At 64.2% G+C, this 18,566-nt stretch carries 15 protein-coding genes; 6 read left to right on the top strand and 9 right to left on the bottom strand.

From position 1 onward, the window contains the following. Nucleotides 1–5: 5 nt before the first annotated feature. The 3 genes from ACFOMF_RS09015 to xth all read right to left on the bottom strand — a co-directional run bounded on the left by ACFOMF_RS09015 (nt 6) and on the right by xth (nt 2,900). Complete coding sequence (locus tag ACFOMF_RS09015) at nt 6–1,229, bottom strand: glycosyl transferase (RefSeq protein WP_386363943.1); 1,224 nt, start codon at nt 1,227–1,229, stop codon at nt 6–8. Then, complete coding sequence (locus ACFOMF_RS09010) at nt 1,222–2,046, bottom strand: HAD-IIB family hydrolase (protein ID WP_386363940.1); 825 nt, start codon at nt 2,044–2,046, stop codon at nt 1,222–1,224. Before ACFOMF_RS09010 ends, ACFOMF_RS09015 begins: the two co-directional genes overlap by 8 nt. 77 nt (nt 2,047–2,123) lie before the next feature. Then, nucleotides 2,124–2,900: an exodeoxyribonuclease III gene (gene xth, locus ACFOMF_RS09005; protein ID WP_386363937.1), complete on the bottom strand. Its 777-nt coding sequence runs from the start codon at nt 2,898–2,900 to the stop codon at nt 2,124–2,126. A gap of 333 nt (nt 2,901–3,233) precedes the next feature. Between xth and ACFOMF_RS09000 the strand changes: the two genes are divergently transcribed. Continuing rightward, the gene (locus ACFOMF_RS09000) at nt 3,234–4,973 is read left to right on the top strand and encodes a putative bifunctional diguanylate cyclase/phosphodiesterase (protein ID WP_386363992.1); all 1,740 of its coding nucleotides are present in this window, start codon (nt 3,234–3,236) and stop codon (nt 4,971–4,973) included. On the opposite strand, the gene ACFOMF_RS08995 is transcribed toward ACFOMF_RS09000, so the two are convergent. After that, complete coding sequence (locus ACFOMF_RS08995) at nt 4,974–5,927, bottom strand: NAD(P)/FAD-dependent oxidoreductase (RefSeq protein ID WP_386363935.1); 954 nt, start codon at nt 5,925–5,927, stop codon at nt 4,974–4,976. A 173-nt stretch (nt 5,928–6,100) separates the two neighbouring features. Here ACFOMF_RS08995 and ACFOMF_RS08990 point away from each other — a divergent pair, with 173 nt between their 5' ends. From ACFOMF_RS08990 to ACFOMF_RS08980, 3 genes are read left to right on the top strand one after another with little or no spacing between them, the layout of a single operon-like run. Next, nucleotides 6,101–7,642 (top strand): sensor domain-containing diguanylate cyclase, encoded by a 1,542-nt coding sequence (locus tag ACFOMF_RS08990; RefSeq protein WP_386363933.1) that lies wholly within the window; start codon nt 6,101–6,103, stop codon nt 7,640–7,642. A gap of 38 nt (nt 7,643–7,680) precedes the next feature. Then, on the top strand, nt 7,681–8,079 hold the full coding sequence (locus tag ACFOMF_RS08985) for a hypothetical protein (RefSeq protein WP_386363930.1): 399 nt from the start codon (nt 7,681–7,683) through the stop codon (nt 8,077–8,079). After that, nucleotides 8,079–8,972: a universal stress protein gene (locus ACFOMF_RS08980; protein WP_386363927.1), complete on the top strand. Its 894-nt coding sequence runs from the start codon at nt 8,079–8,081 to the stop codon at nt 8,970–8,972. Before ACFOMF_RS08985 ends, ACFOMF_RS08980 begins: the two co-directional genes overlap by 1 nt. 33 nt (nt 8,973–9,005) lie before the next feature. On the opposite strand, the gene ACFOMF_RS08975 is transcribed toward ACFOMF_RS08980, so the two are convergent. From ACFOMF_RS08975 to ACFOMF_RS08960, 4 genes are all read right to left on the bottom strand, one after another. Then, complete coding sequence (locus tag ACFOMF_RS08975) at nt 9,006–9,890, bottom strand: manganese catalase family protein (protein ID WP_386363924.1); 885 nt, start codon at nt 9,888–9,890, stop codon at nt 9,006–9,008. A 560-nt stretch (nt 9,891–10,450) separates the two neighbouring features. After that, nucleotides 10,451–11,221, bottom strand: coding sequence for an IclR family transcriptional regulator (locus tag ACFOMF_RS08970; RefSeq protein ID WP_386363921.1), 771 nt, complete (start codon nt 11,219–11,221; stop codon nt 10,451–10,453). A 90-nt stretch (nt 11,222–11,311) separates the two neighbouring features. Beyond that, a complete protein-coding gene (locus tag ACFOMF_RS08965) occupies nt 11,312–12,814 on the bottom strand; it encodes a CoA-acylating methylmalonate-semialdehyde dehydrogenase (RefSeq protein WP_386363918.1) in 1,503 nt (500 codons plus the stop codon). A gap of 4 nt (nt 12,815–12,818) precedes the next feature. Continuing rightward, entirely contained in the window at nt 12,819–13,985 is a 1,167-nt protein-coding gene (locus ACFOMF_RS08960) for an iron-containing alcohol dehydrogenase (protein WP_386363916.1), read from the bottom strand. 384 nt (nt 13,986–14,369) lie between these two features. Here ACFOMF_RS08960 and ACFOMF_RS08955 point away from each other — a divergent pair, with 384 nt between their 5' ends. After that, nucleotides 14,370–15,665 carry an NAD(P)/FAD-dependent oxidoreductase gene (locus tag ACFOMF_RS08955; RefSeq protein ID WP_386363914.1) on the top strand — a complete coding sequence of 432 codons (1,296 nt, stop codon included), beginning with the start codon at nt 14,370–14,372 and terminating at the stop codon, nt 15,663–15,665. Between the two features lie 43 nt (nt 15,666–15,708). Here ACFOMF_RS08955 and ACFOMF_RS08950 read toward each other — a convergent pair whose 3' ends face one another. Further along, entirely contained in the window at nt 15,709–16,929 is a 1,221-nt protein-coding gene (locus ACFOMF_RS08950) for a PQQ-dependent sugar dehydrogenase (RefSeq protein WP_386363912.1), read from the bottom strand. A 299-nt stretch (nt 16,930–17,228) separates the two neighbouring features. Here ACFOMF_RS08950 and ACFOMF_RS08945 point away from each other — a divergent pair, with 299 nt between their 5' ends. Further along, nucleotides 17,229–18,542, top strand: a complete 1,314-nt coding sequence (locus tag ACFOMF_RS08945; protein ID WP_386363909.1) for a nitrate- and nitrite sensing domain-containing protein — start codon at nt 17,229–17,231, stop codon at nt 18,540–18,542. Nucleotides 18,543–18,566 lie beyond the last annotated feature (24 nt).

Raw genomic sequence — 18,566 nt, 5'->3', positions numbered from 1 at the left:
TGCGATCAGGTGCCGTATTCCTTCATGTCCGCGCCGACAGCCGCATAGAAGCGCTTGAGCAGGGTCGGGAAGGCCGCGCTGACACGGTTCCAACTGGGGATGAAGGGCGTTTCCATCGAGTTGTCAAAATATACGTTGCCGGCCTTGAGGATATTTTCGGCGAACATCTCCACCGCTTGCTCCTCCTTGTGCACGTCCAGTTGCAGGCCGTTCATCATGGCGTCGTTGCGGTAGGACTCGATGAAATCCAGACCGACCCGGTAGTAGGTGGCCTTGATGGTCCGGAAGGTCTCGGGAGTGAGCACTACGCCCTGGGTGGCCAGTTTGCGGAAGATCGACTTGATGATGTCGATGGACATCTTCGACAGGCCGTCCTGGTCGTCGCCCAGCGACAGGTCCTGATGCTTGTGATCGTAATTGTCGGCGATGTCCACCTGGCACAGGCGGTTGGTCGAGAAGTTGCGCTTCATCTCGCTGAGCACGCCGATTTCCAGGCCCCAGTCGCTGGGGATGCGGATATCGTTGATCACCTCTCGGCGAAACGAGAACTCTCCCGCCAGTGGGTAGCGATAACTGTCCAGGTACTCCAGATAGTCGAGATTGCCGAGCACCTTTTTCAGGGCACGCAGCAGCGGCGTGACCAGCAGGCGGCTGACCCGCCCGTTCAGCTTGCCGTCGGCGACCCGGGCGTAGTAGCCCTTGCAGAACTGGTAGTTGAAATGCGGATTGGCCACCGGATAGATCAGCCTCGCAAGCATCTCGCGGTCGTAGGTGACGATGTCGCAGTCGTGCAACGCCACCGATTCGGCCCGCCCGGAGCCGAGAATGTAGCCCAGGCAGTACCAGACGTTGCGGCCCTTGCCCGGCTCGCGCGGCGCCAGCTCCTCGGCGGCCAGCTCGGCAGCGAACTCCTGCAGCCGCGGGCCGTCGTGCCAAAGTACCCGGGTCCGCTGGGGCAGGCGACTGAAGAAGCGAATGGCATGCCGGTACTGATCGCCGTCGGCCCGATCGAGGCCAACCACCACTTCATTGAGATAGGGTACCTGCGCCAGTTGCTCCACGATCTTGTTCAGCGCTGGACCTTCCAATTCCGAATACAGGCTGGGCAATACCAGGGCCATGGGCCGCATCCGGGCAAAACTGATCAGCTCGGCTTCCAGCTCGGCAAGCGGCCGGCGGGACAGTTGATGCAGCGTGGTCACGATTCCGTTCTGGTAAAAGTCAGTCATCAGGCGCTTCCGTAATGAGTTGATCCAGTACTGCGCTGACAGCTCGTGCCCAGCCGGCCGGGCCCAACGCATCGGTGAGTGTCACCGAACGTCCCCTGACCGCTGGCGGTGCATGCGTCGGCGAACGCACGATCACCGCGCGATCCGCTGCCTCGAGCATCGCCACATCGTTCTGCCCGTCGCCAAGGGCGAGGGTCTGCAGGGGGGCGGTGCTTTGCCTTGCATATTGCGCGCCGAGCCAGGGCATCGGCGTGGCCTTGTCGACCTGCCCCATCACGTGGACGAAGCGTCCTCCGCGCAGCAGACTGAGCCCGCAGGCCGCGACCCTGGCGGAGAGATGCTCCAGCGCCAGCTCCGAATCGCGCCACAGCAGGGGCTCGGAGTAATTCCGCTGCAAGGCGCGACGTGCATCCTCGGCGGCCAGCCCGGTGCAGGCCTGGAGTTCGGCCACGTTCATCTGCGAGAACCCCGTGCACTCGTAATCGGCGAGCAGGGGGGCGATGCGCTCGAGCAGCGTCCTCCGTTCGGGCGCGAAGCGGCGCACGCGCAAACCCTGCTCTTCTGGCAGCTCTTCGCCACCAGGCAGGCAACCGGCCGGCAGGTAGACCGCCGCACCGTTCTCGACAATGAAGGGATGCCCGTGTCCCAGCCGCTGGCGCAGGCTGCGCAATTCCGCGAAGGTCTTGCTGGTGTTGATGATCCAGGGCACACCCAGCCGCTCCAGCCGTTCCAGAACCGGCAGCGCCGGACCGAAATCGTAGCTGTGGTGGTCCAGCAGGGTCCCATCGAGATCGGTATAGACGAGCAGTCGCTGCATCCTGTCCTCCGCTACATGGTCGGCCACTGGCGGTTGTGCCGCCCCGACCGGGGGCTGGCCTGCGCCAGAGGCCGGCTTCAATCGGTTTCCAATTCGATCCAGGTAGGTGCGTGATCGCTTGCGTGCTCGCGCCCACGTACCCAGCGGTCGACCCCGGCATCGCACAGGCGCGCCGCCAGATCCGGACTCAGCAGAAGGTGGTCGATGCGCAACCCCGAATCGGTTTGCCAGTGTCGACGGAAGTAATCCCAGAAGGTATACAGCCGCGCCTGCGGGTGGCAGGCGCGCAAGGCATCGGTCCAGCCCTGCGCCAGCAGCCGCTCGAAGCAGGCCCGGCTCTCCGGCTGCAACAGCGCGTCCTTGCGCCAGGAGCGCGGGTTGTAGATATCCGTATCGGTGGGCACCACGTTGTAGTCACCCGCCAGCACCACTGGGTGCCCGCTCGCACGCAGGCTCGCGGCGTGGGCGATGAGCCATTCGAACCAGGCCAGCTTGTAGTCGAACTTGGGGCCGGGTTGCGGATTGCCATTGGGCAGGTACAGGCAACCGACCAGAATGCCGTGCACTGCCGCCTCCAGATAACGGCTGTGGGGGTCGTCGCCCAGCCCGCGGCGGCTTTCGATCGGTTCGCTGTCACGGGCCAGGATGGCCACACCGTTCCAGGCTTTCTCGCCGTGCCAGATGGCACCATAACCGGCGGCCTGGATTTCGCCGATGGGAAAGGTGGCATCCTGCGCCTTGAGTTCCTGCAGGCAGGCGATATCCGGCGCCTCCCGCTCGAGCCATTCGAGCAGCGCCGGTAGCCGCGAGCGGATGCCGTTGATGTTGAAGGTCGCGATTTTAAGCCGGGCCATCGGCTCGCTCCGACTGGGGTTCCTGTAAGGGACTGTTCGGCACGCCGAGGATTCCCCGTGGCGAAGAGGAACTTAACAGGCCAACTGCCATCATAGGAGTCCTGGGCTGCCTAGCGTGACGCGTGTCAAGCCAGGGAGTGAACCCCATCGCACATCCGCTACGAACCCGAATCGGCCTGGACAGAAACCCGGCCACAAGCCCGTCACAGGGCGTATGATCCGCCGGCCGTCGATACGCGGCAGGGCCTTGCCATGGACGCAGACCCGCCGGCTTTCAAGCGTCGCCGTGAAGGTAGCGCTCATATCGAGCGCTTCGACAGGGAGAAGGACATGATGAAAAGGAAGTCGCCCGCCTCACAGCCGCACGTACGCGGCGGATACCGCGCTGCGGTGGACGCCGCCGCCATCTTTTCCGAGACGGACATCGACGGCACCATCACCTACGTCAACGACCAGTTCTGTCAGGTGTCTGGCTACAGCTCGAGCGAACTGCTCGGGGCCAACCACCGCATCCTGAACTCCAACCAACATCCACCCGAATTCTTCCGTGAGATGTGGCGGACGATTGCCTCCGGCCAGATCTGGAAGGGCGAGGTCTGCAATCGCGCCAAGAACGGACAACTGTACTGGGTCGACAGCACCATCGTGCCGATGCTCGACGACGACGGCATGATCTACCGCTACGTGTCGATTCGCTTCAACATCACCGAAGAGCACAACCTGCTCGAGCGCCTGCGACACAAGGTGGGGCGCGACGAACTGACCGGTCTGCCCAACCGGCTGGTGCTGGCCGAACACTTCGAGCAGATCATCTCCGCGCCCTACCGCGGCGAGCACCAACTGGCCATCTGCATGCTCGACCTGGATGACTTCAAGGCGGTGAACGACCGCTACGGGCACGCAGTTGGCGACCAACTGATCACCGAGGTGGCACGCCGCCTGGACGACATCACCCGCAGCGGCGATGTGGTCGCCCGCATCGGTGGAGACGAATTCGTGCTGGTCCTCAACGGCATCGGCAATACCCGAGATCTGTATCAGAGCCTGGAGCGGGTACTGACGGTGGTCGGGGCGCCCTATCTGATCGAGCGCTTGCCGATCAGCATCACCGGCAGCATCGGCGTCACGCTCTACCCCAGCGATGACGTCAGTGCCGACACCCTGCTGCGCCACGCCGACCAGGCGATGTACCAGGCCAAGCAGAAGGGTGGCAATCGGGTCCAGCAGTTCGATGTCATCCATGAGCAACAGGCCAAGGCCTCGCACCAGAACCTGGCGCGGGTCACCCAGGCCCTGGCCGATGGCGAACTGCGCGTCCACTACCAGCCAAAGGTGCACCTGCGCACTGGCAAGATCCTCGGCTTCGAGGCGCTGCTGCGCTGGCAGCACCCGGAAATCGGCCTGATACCACCGGGCGACTTTCTTCCGCTGGTGGAACAGAGCGACCTGATCGTCGAGATCGGCAACTGGGTGCTCGATGAGGCGCTGACCCAACTGGAGGACTGGAATGCTCAGGACCACGACTGGTCTGTCGCGGTGAATATCGCCGCCCGGCACTTCCAGCGGGACGACTTCGCGACCACCATCCGGCAGAAACTGCAGCGCCACGCCACGCTCAGGCCGGACCGGCTCGATCTGGAAATCATCGAGTCCGTGGCCATCGACAACATCCACCACGCCAACCGCAACCTCGATAGCTGCAAGGCCATGGGCGTGCGCATCTCGCTCGATGACTTTGGCACCGGTTACTCCTCGTTGAGCTACCTCAAGCGGTTGCCGGCGCAGACCATCAAGATCGACCAATCCTTCGTGCGCGGCATACTCGGAGACCACAGCGATCAGGCGGTGGTCGAGGCGATCATCCGGCTGTCCCTGGCATTCGAGCGCGAAGTCGTCGCCGAGGGCGTCGAGACCTGGCCCCAGGCACGCATGCTGATGCTGATGGGCTGCGAGGTCGCCCAGGGTTTCGGTGTGGCACGACCCATGCCTGGGCCGGCAGTCGTCGAGTGGGCACGCTCCTTCGACATCCGCAGGTTCAGCTCACAGGCGCCGAGCAAGGCTGTCTGCGCCTGATCAGCCGCGCCGCCACGGATTGGCCTCCAGGCCGTTATGCACCGCAGTGGCAGCCTGAGCGCCCTGCCCCACCGCTACGCTGATCTGATTCAGGCCGCTGACCACATCGCCGATGGCGAACAGCCCTTCCACCCCGGTATACAGGTGATCATCCACCTTCAACGCGCCGCAATCATCGCACTCGGCGCCCAGGCGCAGCGCCAGGTCGGAGCGGGTGCGACAACCAAGGCTGGGATAGAGCACCTCGAATGACCGCCGAGTGCCATCACGGGTCAACACCTCGATGCCCTCGCCCGGACGGTAACTCAGGGTGTCGATCTCGACATCGATGAACCCGATTCCGAAATGCGCCAGCAGCGCCCGGGCATCCGCTGAGGGCGGCGGCCCGGGCTTGGCGATGACCGTGACCCGGTCGGTGAAGGTTCGCAGGAACTGCGCGTGACCGATCGCCGTCGCCGCCTCGCCGTAGACCGCCACCTCATGGCCGCTCACTTCATACCCATCGCAGACCGCGCACAAGCGCAGCGCCCCGGCGGCGATGGCCGCCTCGGCATCCTGCATCGGCGGCAGGGTGTCCTCGACCCCGGTCGCCAGGATCACCCGTCGGGCAATGCAACGAAGGCCTTCGTAGCTCACCAGAAACCCCTGCGGGTGGGGCTCGATGTCAGTGACCCGTCCACTTGCCAGGGTCGCGCCGTAGCGCTCGGCCTGCTGGCGCAGGCGAAGCAGCAACTGGTCACCGGAAATCCCTGGAGGAAAGCCCGGGTAGTTGTGCGAAGTGGGAATCCAGGAGGCGCGGCTGTGGCCCGCGTCAACCACCAGGCAGCGCCGATGAAAGCGCGCCAGATAGATCGCGGCGGTGAGGCCGGCCGGACCGGCACCGACGATCAGGCAGTCCACGTCGGCGCAGGGCGGTTCGTCTCGCCCCGGGGCAGTGAGGGTCGCAGCACACATGGCCTTCTCCAGGCAGCAGTCAGATGAAAGATAGAACGGCTGCGGTGGGGCTTGGTTCGGCGCCAGGATGTCGCCCGGTCGGACAGATTTTCTTTGCCTGACCGGCACGCGAACCTTAAGGTGAAGCTCCCGCGACCCGCGCCGGCCCATGAAATCTCTCTTGTCAGCAGCACATGTTCAAAATCGATCTTCGTAAACTCATCCTGTCGCTGGTCGTGGTTTCCGCCGCGCTGAGCTTCGCCAACAGCTTTCTCGCCAGTTACCACACACAGCGCGACCAGCTCATGGGGCAGACGTTGGAAACCAACCGCGCCTACGCCGCCAAGCTGGCTGATGTAACCGAGGGATTCTTTGTAGCCACCCAGGATCAGCTTGCCTACAGTGCCGAGATCCTCGCGGCAGGCTTTGCCGATCAGCCGCTGATGGACAATGAGGTACGCCGGCTCACACAGCAGAGCGACACCTTCAATACGGCTCTGGTAGTGCGCGCCGACGGCGTGGTGATGGCCAGTTCTGCCAATTACCTGGTCGGCCAGCAGCTGACCTCGGCCGGCGCGCGCGAAGCCTTGCATAACAAGCTGCCGGCCATTTCCCATCCCTATCTGGGCGTCAACGACCGGCTGGTGGTGATGATTTCCCACCCGATCTACGACAGCAAGCGGCGCTACCTGGGCTATGTCGGCGGCGCCATCCACCTGCGCTCGCGCAATATCTTGCATACCCTGCTCGGCGTGCATCACTACCGCGACGGCTCCAGCCTCTATGTGGTAGATGCCGACGGCACCCTCATCTACCACGAGGACCAGGGCCGGGTCGGTGAGGACGTCACGGCCAACACCGTGGTCCAGGCGCTGCTGCGTAGCGAGCAGGGCGCCGAACGTCTCACCAACCTGCGCGGCGTGGACATGCTGGCCGGCTACGCCCGGGTGCCGGCCTCGTCCTGGGGCATCGTCGCCCAGCGTCCCACCGAAGTGACTCTGCGCGACCTGGACACCCTGGTCTGGTCGACCATACGCAATGCCATCCCCTTGATGATCCTTTCGCTGTTGCTACTGGCCTGGCTGTCGAAGTTCATTGTCCGCCCGCTGCGCGACCTGGCCAACATGGCGCCTGAACTGGACGCCGCCGACGCGCCCGAGCGCCTCGAGAAGGTGGGCGGTTGGTACTACGAAGCCGATCGTCTCAAGCGCGGTCTGCTCACCGGTGTGACCCTGCTGCACCAGAAGCTTGGCAGGCTGAACCAGGAAAACGTCACCGACCCGCTCACTGGCCTGACCAACAGACGCGGCCTGGAACAGACCTTGGATAGCTGGAGGCAACAAGGCGCCCCCTTTGCCGTGGCTATCCTCGATGTCGATCACTTCAAGCGCGTCAATGACACCTACGGGCACGACATCGGTGATGAGGTGCTGCGCTTTCTAGCCCGACAGATGCGCGAATCGGCGCGCGTCAGCGACCTGCTCTGCCGCAGCGGCGGCGAGGAATTCGTCCTGCTGCTACCAGGCGCCGGGCTGGAGGAAGCCCTGGGCGCAGCCCAGCGACTCTGCGACCGCATCGCCTGCACCATCAGTCCGACCGGCGAGGCAATCACCGTCTCGGTGGGGGTGGCCGATCATCGTGGCCATGACGAGACCGTAGAAGCGCTGCTCAAACGTGCCGACCAGGCCCTGTATGGAGCCAAGCGCACCGGGCGCAACCGGGTCCTGGCAGGCTGAGGCAGTCTCCGACGATTGGCAGCCCCGGCGAGGGGCACATGGACAACGAAGCGCCGGGGCCTGACCACCCTGGTGGGACTGGTGACCATCATGATGTCACCTACATGATCCTCTACTCGCACCCGCTGTACATCCGCCCGGCTCCCTGGCTGAACGTCTTCGAACGCAAGCGGCCTTATCGAGAGATGGCGTTGGAGCGGCCGAAACGCCCGGACGGCCTGGATGGCGACCGGTTTTCCGCCGCGGGAGTCGAAGCGGGCCCTTCTGCACGCATTGCGCGAAGCCGGCTTTACCGGCCAGGTAGCGGCCGTGGGGCAGATCCGGTCCACGCGCAAGCCCTGGAAAAGGCCGGCGTGGCCCGCCTGATCAATCCGTACAACGCCGCCGCCGACCAAACCGGACGCGGCCTTGCACAGGAACTCAAGAGGAGCAGCTGATGTTCATCCACAACCTGCTGGCGGCATCCGATCTATCCAGCCTGTCGCGTCACGCTGCCGAACGCGCAGCCCTGATCGCATGCAGGCTGGATGTCCCGCTTTCTATCCAGCATGTGGTCAGTCATGGCGCACTGGAATCGCTGCGGCACCTGCTCGAGAGACACCCCGAGGATTACCGGCAGCGCCTGCTGGACGAAGCCCGAGAGGAGCTGGAGAAGCTTGCGGCCGGGCTGGTGGCGCGTCACGGCGCGAAGATCGGCCTGCAACTCAGTCAGGGCCAGGTGGTGGATGAAATCGCCGGCTACGCGGACGCGCTCGATGCCGGCCTGCTGGTAATGGGCGCCCACGGCGAAGGGCAACTGTCCGAGCGCTTTTACGGCTCGACTCTGGAACGGGTGCTGCGAGGCGCCTCGCGGCCATTGTTGGCGGTCAAGCACGCGCCCGCGGTGGAGTATCGTCGGGTTCTGGTACCCATCGACTTTTCCGACCGTTCGCTGCATGCCGTGCGCATGGTCCAAGCCATAGCGCCGCAGGCACAGCTATCCTTGCTCCATGCCTATCAGCTGCCTTTCGAGGGCAAGCTGTTCCAGCTCGGCGTCGGTGAAGCCATGCACGCCGAGATGCTCGATGCGCTGCATGAGGAGGCCAGACAACGGATGGACAGGTTGATGAGCGAGGCCGATCTGGACCGGACGGCAACAAGCTGCTCGCTGTTCCATGGTGACCCTGTCCGCCATGTACTGGAACAGCAGCAGACGCAGGACTGCGACCTGATCGTGATGGGCAAGCGCGGCGTCGGCCGACTGGAAAGCTGGCTGGTGGGCAGTGTTACCCGACATATCCTTGCGCAGGCGGCGTGTGACACCCTGATCGTGGACGTTCCGCCGGCCTGAGGGCCCGAGCCCGCGAGGGGCTCGGGACACCGGTCACTTGCCTTTCTTGAGCGCGCCTCCCGCGCCGAGATCGGCCCCGGTCATGGGATCGGCGGAAGGATCGGAGGCGGTGCGCTTGGCCATCTGCTGCACGACCTTGGCCTCCTTATTCGCCAGCGTGACCGACGCCATACCGTCGCCACCATCGACCGCTGGCTGCGGGCTCTCGACGAACTCCCAGTCACCCCCCTGATTCCACGGCCCGCGCAGGTCACCCTCGCCCTGCGACATGTTGTAGTAGACGCTTTCGAAGGCAGGGTCGGGCGGCAACTTGCCCTGCGGGAAGTTAGGCTGCAGCGAGTGCAAGGCCTTCTCGAACGACTTCTGGTGGGCGATTTCGCGGGTCATGAGAAACTTCAGGGCCTCTCTCACGCCAGGGTCATCGGTCAGGTTGATCAGCCGCTCATAGACGATCTTCGCGCGGGCCTCGGCGGCGATGTTCGAACGCAGATCCGCCGTGGGCTCGCCGATGGTATCGATATAGGCGGCCGACCAAGGTACCCCGCCCGAATTGGTCAGCGCCGGCCCACCGCCATAAAGCAGCGAGGTAATATGCGAATCGTTACCTGCACCAGTGAGCGACCGATACAGATCGGCCTCCTGCTCGACGCCCTCGGCCATCTGCCCCTTGGCACCCTTGTTGAGCATGCCGACGATGGAACCTATCACTTCGAGGTGGCTGAGTTCCTCGGTGGCGATATCCATCAGCAGGTCCTTGCGGCCTGGATCGTCCTCGGCCAGGGCCTGGGTGAAGTAACGCATGGCCGCGGCGAGCTCGCCCTGCGGGCCGCCGAATTGCTCCAGCATCAGGTTCGCCAGGCCAGGGTTGGGCGCCCCTACCCGCACGGTGTACTGCAATCGCTTGTTATGAACGAACATGTGTCTCTCCAAGATGAGGTAGGCAACATGTCCCTGTGAATTACCGCTCCGTCGGCACCGCTGGTGCGCGATGCCGTCGGCCTGAAAATTGCCTCAGGCTCCATAGAACAGAGCGACGATCTCCGAAGATAGTTCGTTCAGGAGTGACTATCGGCGCAAGATAGCCTGACGTTCGCTGAACGTGACGACTAGTCGGCGTACCTTGAAAGCAAGGCGCGGAGGCCTGGGTGCGCGCTCTGCACGCGCTACTGCGGGGCGGTGGCGAGCGATCCTGAGCATGCCCCAGAGCAAGGCGGCGGCGGCGGCGATCCAGCCCAGGATCATCAGCAGGATGGTAAATGCAACACTCATCATTCCCTCGACTCGTCTACGGCCATTCCTCGGCCCGTATTCAGCAGACCGCTTCGCTTGGCGAGGGTTTCGCTGATCGATCGCAATCTGCTATCGCGCGAGTGATTCTAGCGTACTGGTTCCGGTTTCGATGCCCAGCCTGTGCCGTCCACGTCACCAGGATGACTTCTCGGAGAGGAGCGCGCGTTCAGGAGCAATGCGGGGCAGGCTCAGGAACGCCTGCCGCCAGTGATCACTTCCAGCTCCAGGGCAGCCTCGCGCATTTGCGGAACCAGGGTCAGCAACTGTTCCATGGAGCAACGAAACACCGGCGCATGGCAGAACAGGCAGGCAACCAGCTCGCCTCCGATGCCCCTCACCGGCACGGCGCAGGCCACCATGCCGTCGATGAACTCTTCGTAATCGGTGGCCAGGCCGTCTTCACGAATCCGCGCGATGTCGTCACGCAGTGCCGAGAGGTCGGTCAGGGTGTTGCGCGCCATCTGCCGGATCGGCAGTTTCGGCAGCAAGCGCTCCAGGGCGTCCGGGGCGAGGCTGGCGAGGTAGAGCTTGCCGCTGGCGGTGCACCACAGCGGCGTGCGGCTGCCGACCGGCAAGTTGATCTGCAATGGCCAGTTGGTCTGAACCCGGTCGAAATAGAACATTTCCAGCCCGTCCGGCACGGCCAGGCCACAGGTCTCGCCAATGTGCGAGGACAACTGCCCGAGCACCGCCTGGCGCTCAGCCTTGCGCCGGCCGGTCTGCAGGCTGTTCAGTGCCAATGCGTGCAAGCGCTCCCCTGGCAACAACCCGCCGCGCAGACCGGTCTCGAGGAAGCCCTCCCTTTCCAGGGTCTGCACCAGACGATGGGCGCTGGGTTTCGGGATGTCCAGCCGTTCGGCCAGCGTAGTAGGCGTCAGGGGCTCAGGCGCGGCGGCCACGGCCTCGATGATTTCCAGAACGCGGGCGATGGAAGAGCCTTTTTCACGGGGGGTGGTCATGGGCAGTCCGGGGGCAAAGGGATAGCCGGCGTAGACGGCGGCATTGCAGGGTGGGCCGAGCACCACCCTACACGCCTAACCTGTCGACGCCTACTTCATGGTCGGCATGGAAAACTCCGCTCCGGCGCGGATGCCGGTGGGCCAGCGGCGGGTGACGGTCTTCATCCGAGTGAAGAAGCGCACTCCGTCGGGGCCGTGCATGTTCAGCGGACCGAACACCGAGCGCTTCCAACCGCCAAAGCAGTGGAATGCCATGGGTACAGGGATGGGTACGTTGACCCCGACCATGCCCACCTTGACGTTCTCCTCGAACTGTCGGGCCGTATCGCCGTCACGGGTGAAGATTGAGGTGCCATTGCCGTATTCATGCCGGTTGACCAGCTGCAGCGCCTCGTCGAACGAGCCGACGCGTACTACCACCAGCACCGGGCCGAAGATCTCTTCCTGGTAAATGCGCATCTCGGGGGTGACCCGATCGAACAGCGTCGGGCCGACATAGAAGCCGTTCTCATATCCCTCGACCACCAGCTCCCGGCCGTCGCATACCAGTCGTGCGCCTTCTTGCACACCCAGATCGATGTAGCCAAGCACCTTCTGCCGATGCTCGCGACTGATCAGCGGCCCCATGTGCGGCTCGGGTTCGACACCCGTGCCGGGGCCGGTGCGCATGCCGGCGATCTCCTCCTCGAGCATGCCGACCAGCTTGTCAGCCACCTCGTCGCCCACGCAGACCGCCACCGAGATGGCCATGCAGCGCTCGCCGGCCGAGCCGTAGGCCGCCCCGATCAGCGAGCCGACCACCTGCTGCGGGTCGGCATCGGGCATGACCACCATGTGGTTCTTCGCCCCGCCGAGCGCCTGACAGCGCTTGCCGTGGGCCGAGGCAGTGGCGTAGATGTACTCGGCGATCGGCGTGGAGCCCACAAAGCTCACCGACTGGATGCGCGGATCGGTGAGCAGCACGTCCACCGCTTCCTTGTCGCCATTGACGATATTCAGCACCCCGGCCGGCAGTCCGGCCTCGGCCAGCAACTCGCCCAGCATCAGGGTTGCGCTCGGATCCTTCTCCGAGGGCTTGAGCACGAAGGTATTGCCACAGGCGATAGCCACCGGAACCATCCACAGCGGCACCATCGCCGGGAAATTGAACGGCGTGATGCCGGCGCAGACGCCCAGCGGTTGCATCAGCGAGTTGGAGTCGATATCGCGACCGACGTTGGGCGAGAACTCGCCCTTGAGCAGGTGCGGGATGCCGCAGGCGAACTCCACCACCTCCAGCCCGCGGGTCACCTCGCCCTTGGCGTCGGAAAAGACCTTGCCATGCTCTTGCGAAATCAGCCGTGCCAGGTCATCCCGATGCGTTTCGAGCAGCGCCTTGAAGCGAAACATCACTCGCGCGCGCTGCAGCGGCGGCGTGCTCGCCCAGCCTTCGAAGGCCGCCTGGGCAACGCCGATGGCCGCGCGGGTTTCCTCGGCGGTCGACAGCGGTACATGGGCGGTCGGCTCGCCAGTGGCCGGATTGTAGACAGTAGCGCTGCGTTCGGAACGGCTGGCGCTGGGCTTGCCATCGATGAAATTGTCCAGGGTCTGCATGGGCTCACTCCTGATTCCAGACATGTTGGTAGAGATCGGCGATTTCGGCTTCGCTGGGCACGCGGGGATTGTTGCCGGGCGAACCCGAGGCCAGCGCCTGACGCGCCATGGTCTCGCGCAGCGAGAAAAACCGCTCGCGATCGATTCCGAAAGCGGCAGGGCCAGGCACCTGGAGTTCGCGGTTCAGCTCGCGCAACTCTTGCAGCAGCCTGGCGTTGGCCTGCTCAGTGCTGTCGGCCTCGCCCGCCACCCCCATGGCCCGCGCGCAGTCGGCGTATCGCTCCGGTGCCGCCGGGATCGAAAAGGCCGTGACGGTCGGCAGCAGCATGGCGTTGGACAAGCCGTGGGGCACATGGAAGAAGGCCCCGATCGGCCGGCTCATGCCATGTACCAGGGCCACCGACGCATTGGAAAAGGCGATTCCGGCCAGCGTCGAGCCAAGCATCATCGCCTCCCGGGCGACGCGGTTGTCTGGCTGGCGATAGGCGATGCGCAGGTTCGGCCCGAGCAGACGCATGGCCTGTAGCGCCTGGGCATCGCTGTAGAGGCTGGCCTTGCGGCTGACATAGGCTTCGATGGCGTGGGTCAGCGCATCGATACCGGTGTCTGCGGTCACCCGCGGCGGCAGCGACAGAGTCAGCTCATAATCGATCAAGGCCGCCACGGGCATGAAACCCAGCCCCGCACAGAGCATTTTTTCATCACTGGTTTCATCGGTGATGATGGTGAAGCGGGTTACTTCAGATCCGGTTCCGGCAGTTGTCGGCACGGCGATGATCGGCAATCCGGCCTCGCTGACATCCCGCGGAAAGCGGTAGTCGCGCATTTCACCGCCAAAGGTCCCGAGGATCCCGATGGCCTTCGCCGAATCGATGGGGCTGCCGCCGCCAAGCGCCACGATACTGTCGAAGTTGCCCTGCCGGACCTTTTCGACGCCGGCGCGAATGGATGCCGCGGTGGGCTCGGGCAAGGTGTCGGCAAAGCACTCGCAGGGGATATCCGCCGTTGCCAACCGCTCAGCGAGACGAGCCACATAGCCAAGCTCGACCATCATCCGGTCGGTGACGATCAAGGGACGACGGCAGCCGAGGTCGGTGAGGACCTGGGCGATCCGCCCACTGGCGCCAGCGCCGATTTCCATCAGGCGCGGCAGAACAATTCGATGGGACATGAGGGGCTCCCGTTACGCGCCGGGGCGCAACTATTGTTTTTGAGACTCAGGGTCTCGTTTTGACAGAACCAAGTAAAAGGCAACCCGGCTCTGGCGTCAACCAAAACGAGACCAATGATCTCGTTATGGGAAATTTTCTTGGCAAACGCAACCTGGGCCCGGAATGAGCGTCTGGCTTTAGTAGAATTGACGAAACGATTTGAAATGCAGGCCATCGCGGTTACAGACCTTGTCCCTCCTTCCATGGACAGGCCTTACCGGTACCGAATGAGAGTGGTGGCTTCCAGGATTTCGTGGGATCTTCCTCGCAATATTTCAAATCATGTCGCGCTTGCCACTGGCGAGGCGCGCAACGTTTTCATTTGAGCCATATGGACATTCACCATGCATCGCATCCTCATCGTCGGCGGTGGCGCCGGCGGGCTTGAGCTCGCCACTCTCCTGGGCCGCACCCTGGGCAAGAAGCGCAAGGCGCAGGTCACGCTGATCGACAAGAACCTCACCCACCTGTGGAAGCCGCTGCTTCACGAAGTGGCGGCTGGCTCGTTGAATACCTCGGAAAACGAGCTCAACTATGTCGCGCAAGCCAAGTGGAACCACTTCGAATACGAACTGGGCACCATGTGCGGGCTGGACCGGGATGCCAGGCAGATCATTCTGGCGCCCATGCACAACGAGAAAGGCGAGGAGCTGGTCCCGACCCGCACGCTGGGCTACGACACCCTGGTGATCGCCGTTGGCAGTCGCACCAATGATTTCGGCACTCCAGGCGCGGCTGAACACTGCATCTGCCTGGACAGCCTCAAGCAGGCCGAATTCTTCCATCACCAGTTGCTCAACCTCTACCTGAGCGCCCATGCCCGGCACAAGGACGACGGCAAGCTTGCCATCGCCATCGTCGGGGCCGGGGCAACCGGGGTGGAACTGGCGGCCGAGCTCAACCATGCAGCAATGGAGCTGTCGGCCTACGGGCTCAAGGGCATCCAGCCGCAGAACATGGAGATCACCATCATCGAGGCGGGGCCCAAGGTACTGCCCGCCCTGCCCGACCGCATCAGCCAGCCGGTACACACCACGCTGCAGAAGCTGGGAATCAAGGTACTGACCTCGGCCGCCGTGCAGGAGGTCACCGCCGACCATATGCTGACCAAGGACGGCCAGATCATCCCGGCCGCGCTCAAGGTCTGGGCCGCCGGGGTGCGGGCCCCGGCCTTTCTGAAGAATCTCGGGGGCCTGGAAACCAACCGGGTAGACCAGTTGCTGGTACGCCCAACCCTACAGACCACCCTCGACGATGACATCTTCGTGCTTGGTGACTGCGCGGCCTGCCCCATGGGCGACGGCAGCGAGAAAACCGTCCCACCCCGCGCCCAGGCGGCGCACCAGCAGGCGTCGATGCTGGCCAAGTCGCTGGCCCTGCGCCTGCAAGGCAAGCCCCTGCCGGAATACCGTTACCGCGATTACGGCTCGCTGGTGTCGCTGTCCAGCTTCAGCGCGGTCGGCAACCTGATGGGCAATCTGATGGGTAACGTCAAGCTCGAAGGCTGGCTCGCGCGGATGTTCTACATTTCGCTGTATCGCATGCATCAGGTGGCGCTCTATGGGGTGGTCCGCACCGGGCTGCTGATGCTCGCCGACCGCATCGGCCGCAGCACCGAGCCGCGGCTGAAACTGCACTAAGGGCGCGCCGAGCCCCCAAGGTGGGGGGCTTGGCGCGGTGCGATCACTGCGCGGGGGTCAAGCGCAGCAATCCACCTTCCTCCTGGTCGACGATAACCAGGATGGCGCCGTCGGGCGCCTGGATCACGTCGCGGATGCGCTGATCGAGGACGATGCGTTCCTCCATCGCGATCTTCTCGCCGTTGAAGGTCAGGCGTACCAGCCCCTTGGATGTGAGGCCGCCAACCAGCATGCTGCCGCTCCAGCCACTGAACAGTTCGCCGTCGTACCAATGCGCCCCCGAGGGCGAAACCACCGGGGTCCAGCTGCGGACCGGCTTTTCATACTCGTCATCGCCGGCGTGGGAGGGAATCGGCTGGTTGGCGTAATGACTCCCGTCGCTCACCTCCGGCCAGCCATAATTTTCCCCACGCTTGACCAGGTTCACTTCGTCGCCACCCAGCGGCCCCATCTCGAAGGCCCAGAAATTGCCCGTGTCGCGGTCGAACGCAGCGGCCAGGATATTGCGGTGGCCGTAGCTCCAGATTTCGCCCTTGGCATCATCTTCATCGGCAAAGGGATTGTCGTCGGGGATGGAACCGTCCTTGTTGATCCGCACCACCTTGCCCAGATTGGACTCCTTGCTCTGCGCCGGCTCGAAACGCATGCGATCGCCCGAGGTGACGAACAGCATGCCGTCGGCATCGAAATTCAGACGATTGCCGAAGTGCCCGCGGCCGACGGTCATCGGGTCCTGCCGCCAGATAATTTCCAGGTCGTGCAGCGTATTGCCGTCGAGCCTGGCGCGCGCCACTACCCCGCCCCGCACGATATTGTCGGACTTGTCGGGGCTCAGCAGACGCGCATCGCCGCTGTCTTCCAGCGCCTCGGACTGGCCCTGCGCCGCCTCGGCATAAGTCAGGTAGATCAGGTTGTTGCTGGCGAAATCCGGATCGACCTCAACGTCGAGCAGACCGCCCTGCTCCTGCTCGGTACCGCGGTAGACCACCTCGGGCACACCCTGCAAGGGATCGGAGAGACTGCCTTCGCTCCAGATCCGCATGCGTCCGGGCTTCTCGGTAACCAGCAACCTGCCGTCCGGCAGATAGGCCATGGCCCAAGGGTACTCGAGCGTGGCGAGCGTCTCGACATTGACCTGCCCAGCGCTGGTGGACACGCTGCTTGGCGGCGTTGCGCTGCTGTCGTCGTCATCGGCGTGGATAGCGGGCGAGAACGCCAGGGCGATGGCCGCTGCCAGGCCGAGCGGCTTGAAGTGAAGGTGCATGTGTCATTCCTCCTCGAAGTTGTCATGGCGCATGGTCTATTGACGACTTGAGGGCACGCCGCAAGGTTCCATCGGAGGGCTACGCTATGCACCATCCCGGTCACTCAGTAGACTGCCGCGCCCGGTAACAGGCGAACCCGCCCGGAGGCTTCCGGGCCGCGCCGCTGCTCGGCTGCCGAGCCTTGACCGGCCGATGCGCGACGCCCCGGCCTCCCGCCAGGGGAAGCACGGGGTTACGTTATTGGCGGGCATGCGTCTTGCTGCGCCCTTGACCAACCAATGCCGGAGAGGATCTCGCGATGACCGACCGCAAGCTGCCTGCCACGCTGCGCTTCATGCTCGCCGCCCGCCGCAGCGAACTGCTCGGCCTCGAGGACCTGACCCGAACCTGTGAGTTGGTCACCCAGGTCAGCCGGCTCGTCCATGCCCTGCAGAAGGAGCGTGGATACTCCAACATCTACCTCAGCGGGACAGGTCCGCATCACCTGCAAAAGCTCGACAGCCTCAGCCTGGAGGTGGACAGGCTGGAGCGAGAGGTACGCGAATCGCTCGAATGCATGGACCTGGAAAGCATCCACTCGGCTGACAAGACCCGGCTGTTCAGCCGCATCGCCTATGCCCTCTACAGCCTCGACGAGTTGCCGGCGCTGCGTCGGGCGGTACGGGAGCAACGCATCTCCATGCAGGAGGCCACCACCACGCTGGTACGCCTGATCGGCGGGCTGCTATCGGTGGTATTCGAGGCCGCCGACACCGCCGCCGATCCTGACATCACCCGGGCGCTGGTGGCGCTGTTCAACTTCATGCAGGGCAAAGAGCTGGCCGGGCAGGAGCGCGCCCTGGGCGTCGCCGGGTTCGCCAGCGGTTACTTCGACAGCGAACGGCTCGAGCGCATGCAGCAGTTGATGGATGCACAGGAACGCTGCTTCGCCACCTTCAGCCGCTTTGCCGAGAACGAGGCGCTCGATCGCTGGCATGCCCTGTGTCAAGGCGAGATCAGCCAGCAAGTGGCGCAACTGCGCGAGGTCGCCCAGCGCACCCGCGATGATTCACGGGTCGACACCTCGCTCTGCGAGCTCTGGTTCGAGCTCCAGACCCAGCGCGTCGACGAGATGAAGGAGGTCGAGGCGCAGCTCGAATGGGACCTGCTCGAACACTGCCGACGGAGCATGGAGCGGATCAACGCCGACCTGCACAATCACCGCCCGTTGCTGGACCGCCTCTCGCATATGCATGCGGCAGCGGAAAACGCCATGCTGTTCAGCATCCAGGCCAGGGAAATGGATGCCCCGCCCGAGGACGGCATGACCGGGTCGGTGGAACGCTCGACCTTGGAGCTCCTGCAGCTGCAGACCCAGCGTCTGCAGCGGGTCAACGACGAACTCAAGGAAGCCCGGCAGGCGCTCAACGAACGCAAACTGATCGAACGGGCCAAGAAGCTCCTGATGGACCAGTATGGCCTCAGCGAAAGCGACGCCCACAGCCGCCTGCGACAGGCCGCGATGGACCAGGGCATACGCATGGACGAACTGGCCCAGCGCCTGCTGGCCAACGCCGCCAACGACAAGCCCCCCCGCCAGGGCCAGAGCCGCCCACGAGCCCGACGCGGCTGAGGCGGTTCTCTTCCCGCCCGGCCT

This window comes from Stutzerimonas tarimensis, assembly GCF_042648805.1.
GTDB classification, from domain to species: Bacteria; Pseudomonadota; Gammaproteobacteria; order Pseudomonadales; family Pseudomonadaceae; genus Azomonas; species Azomonas tarimensis.
This window is presented reverse-complemented; position numbering and strand designations above follow the sequence as displayed.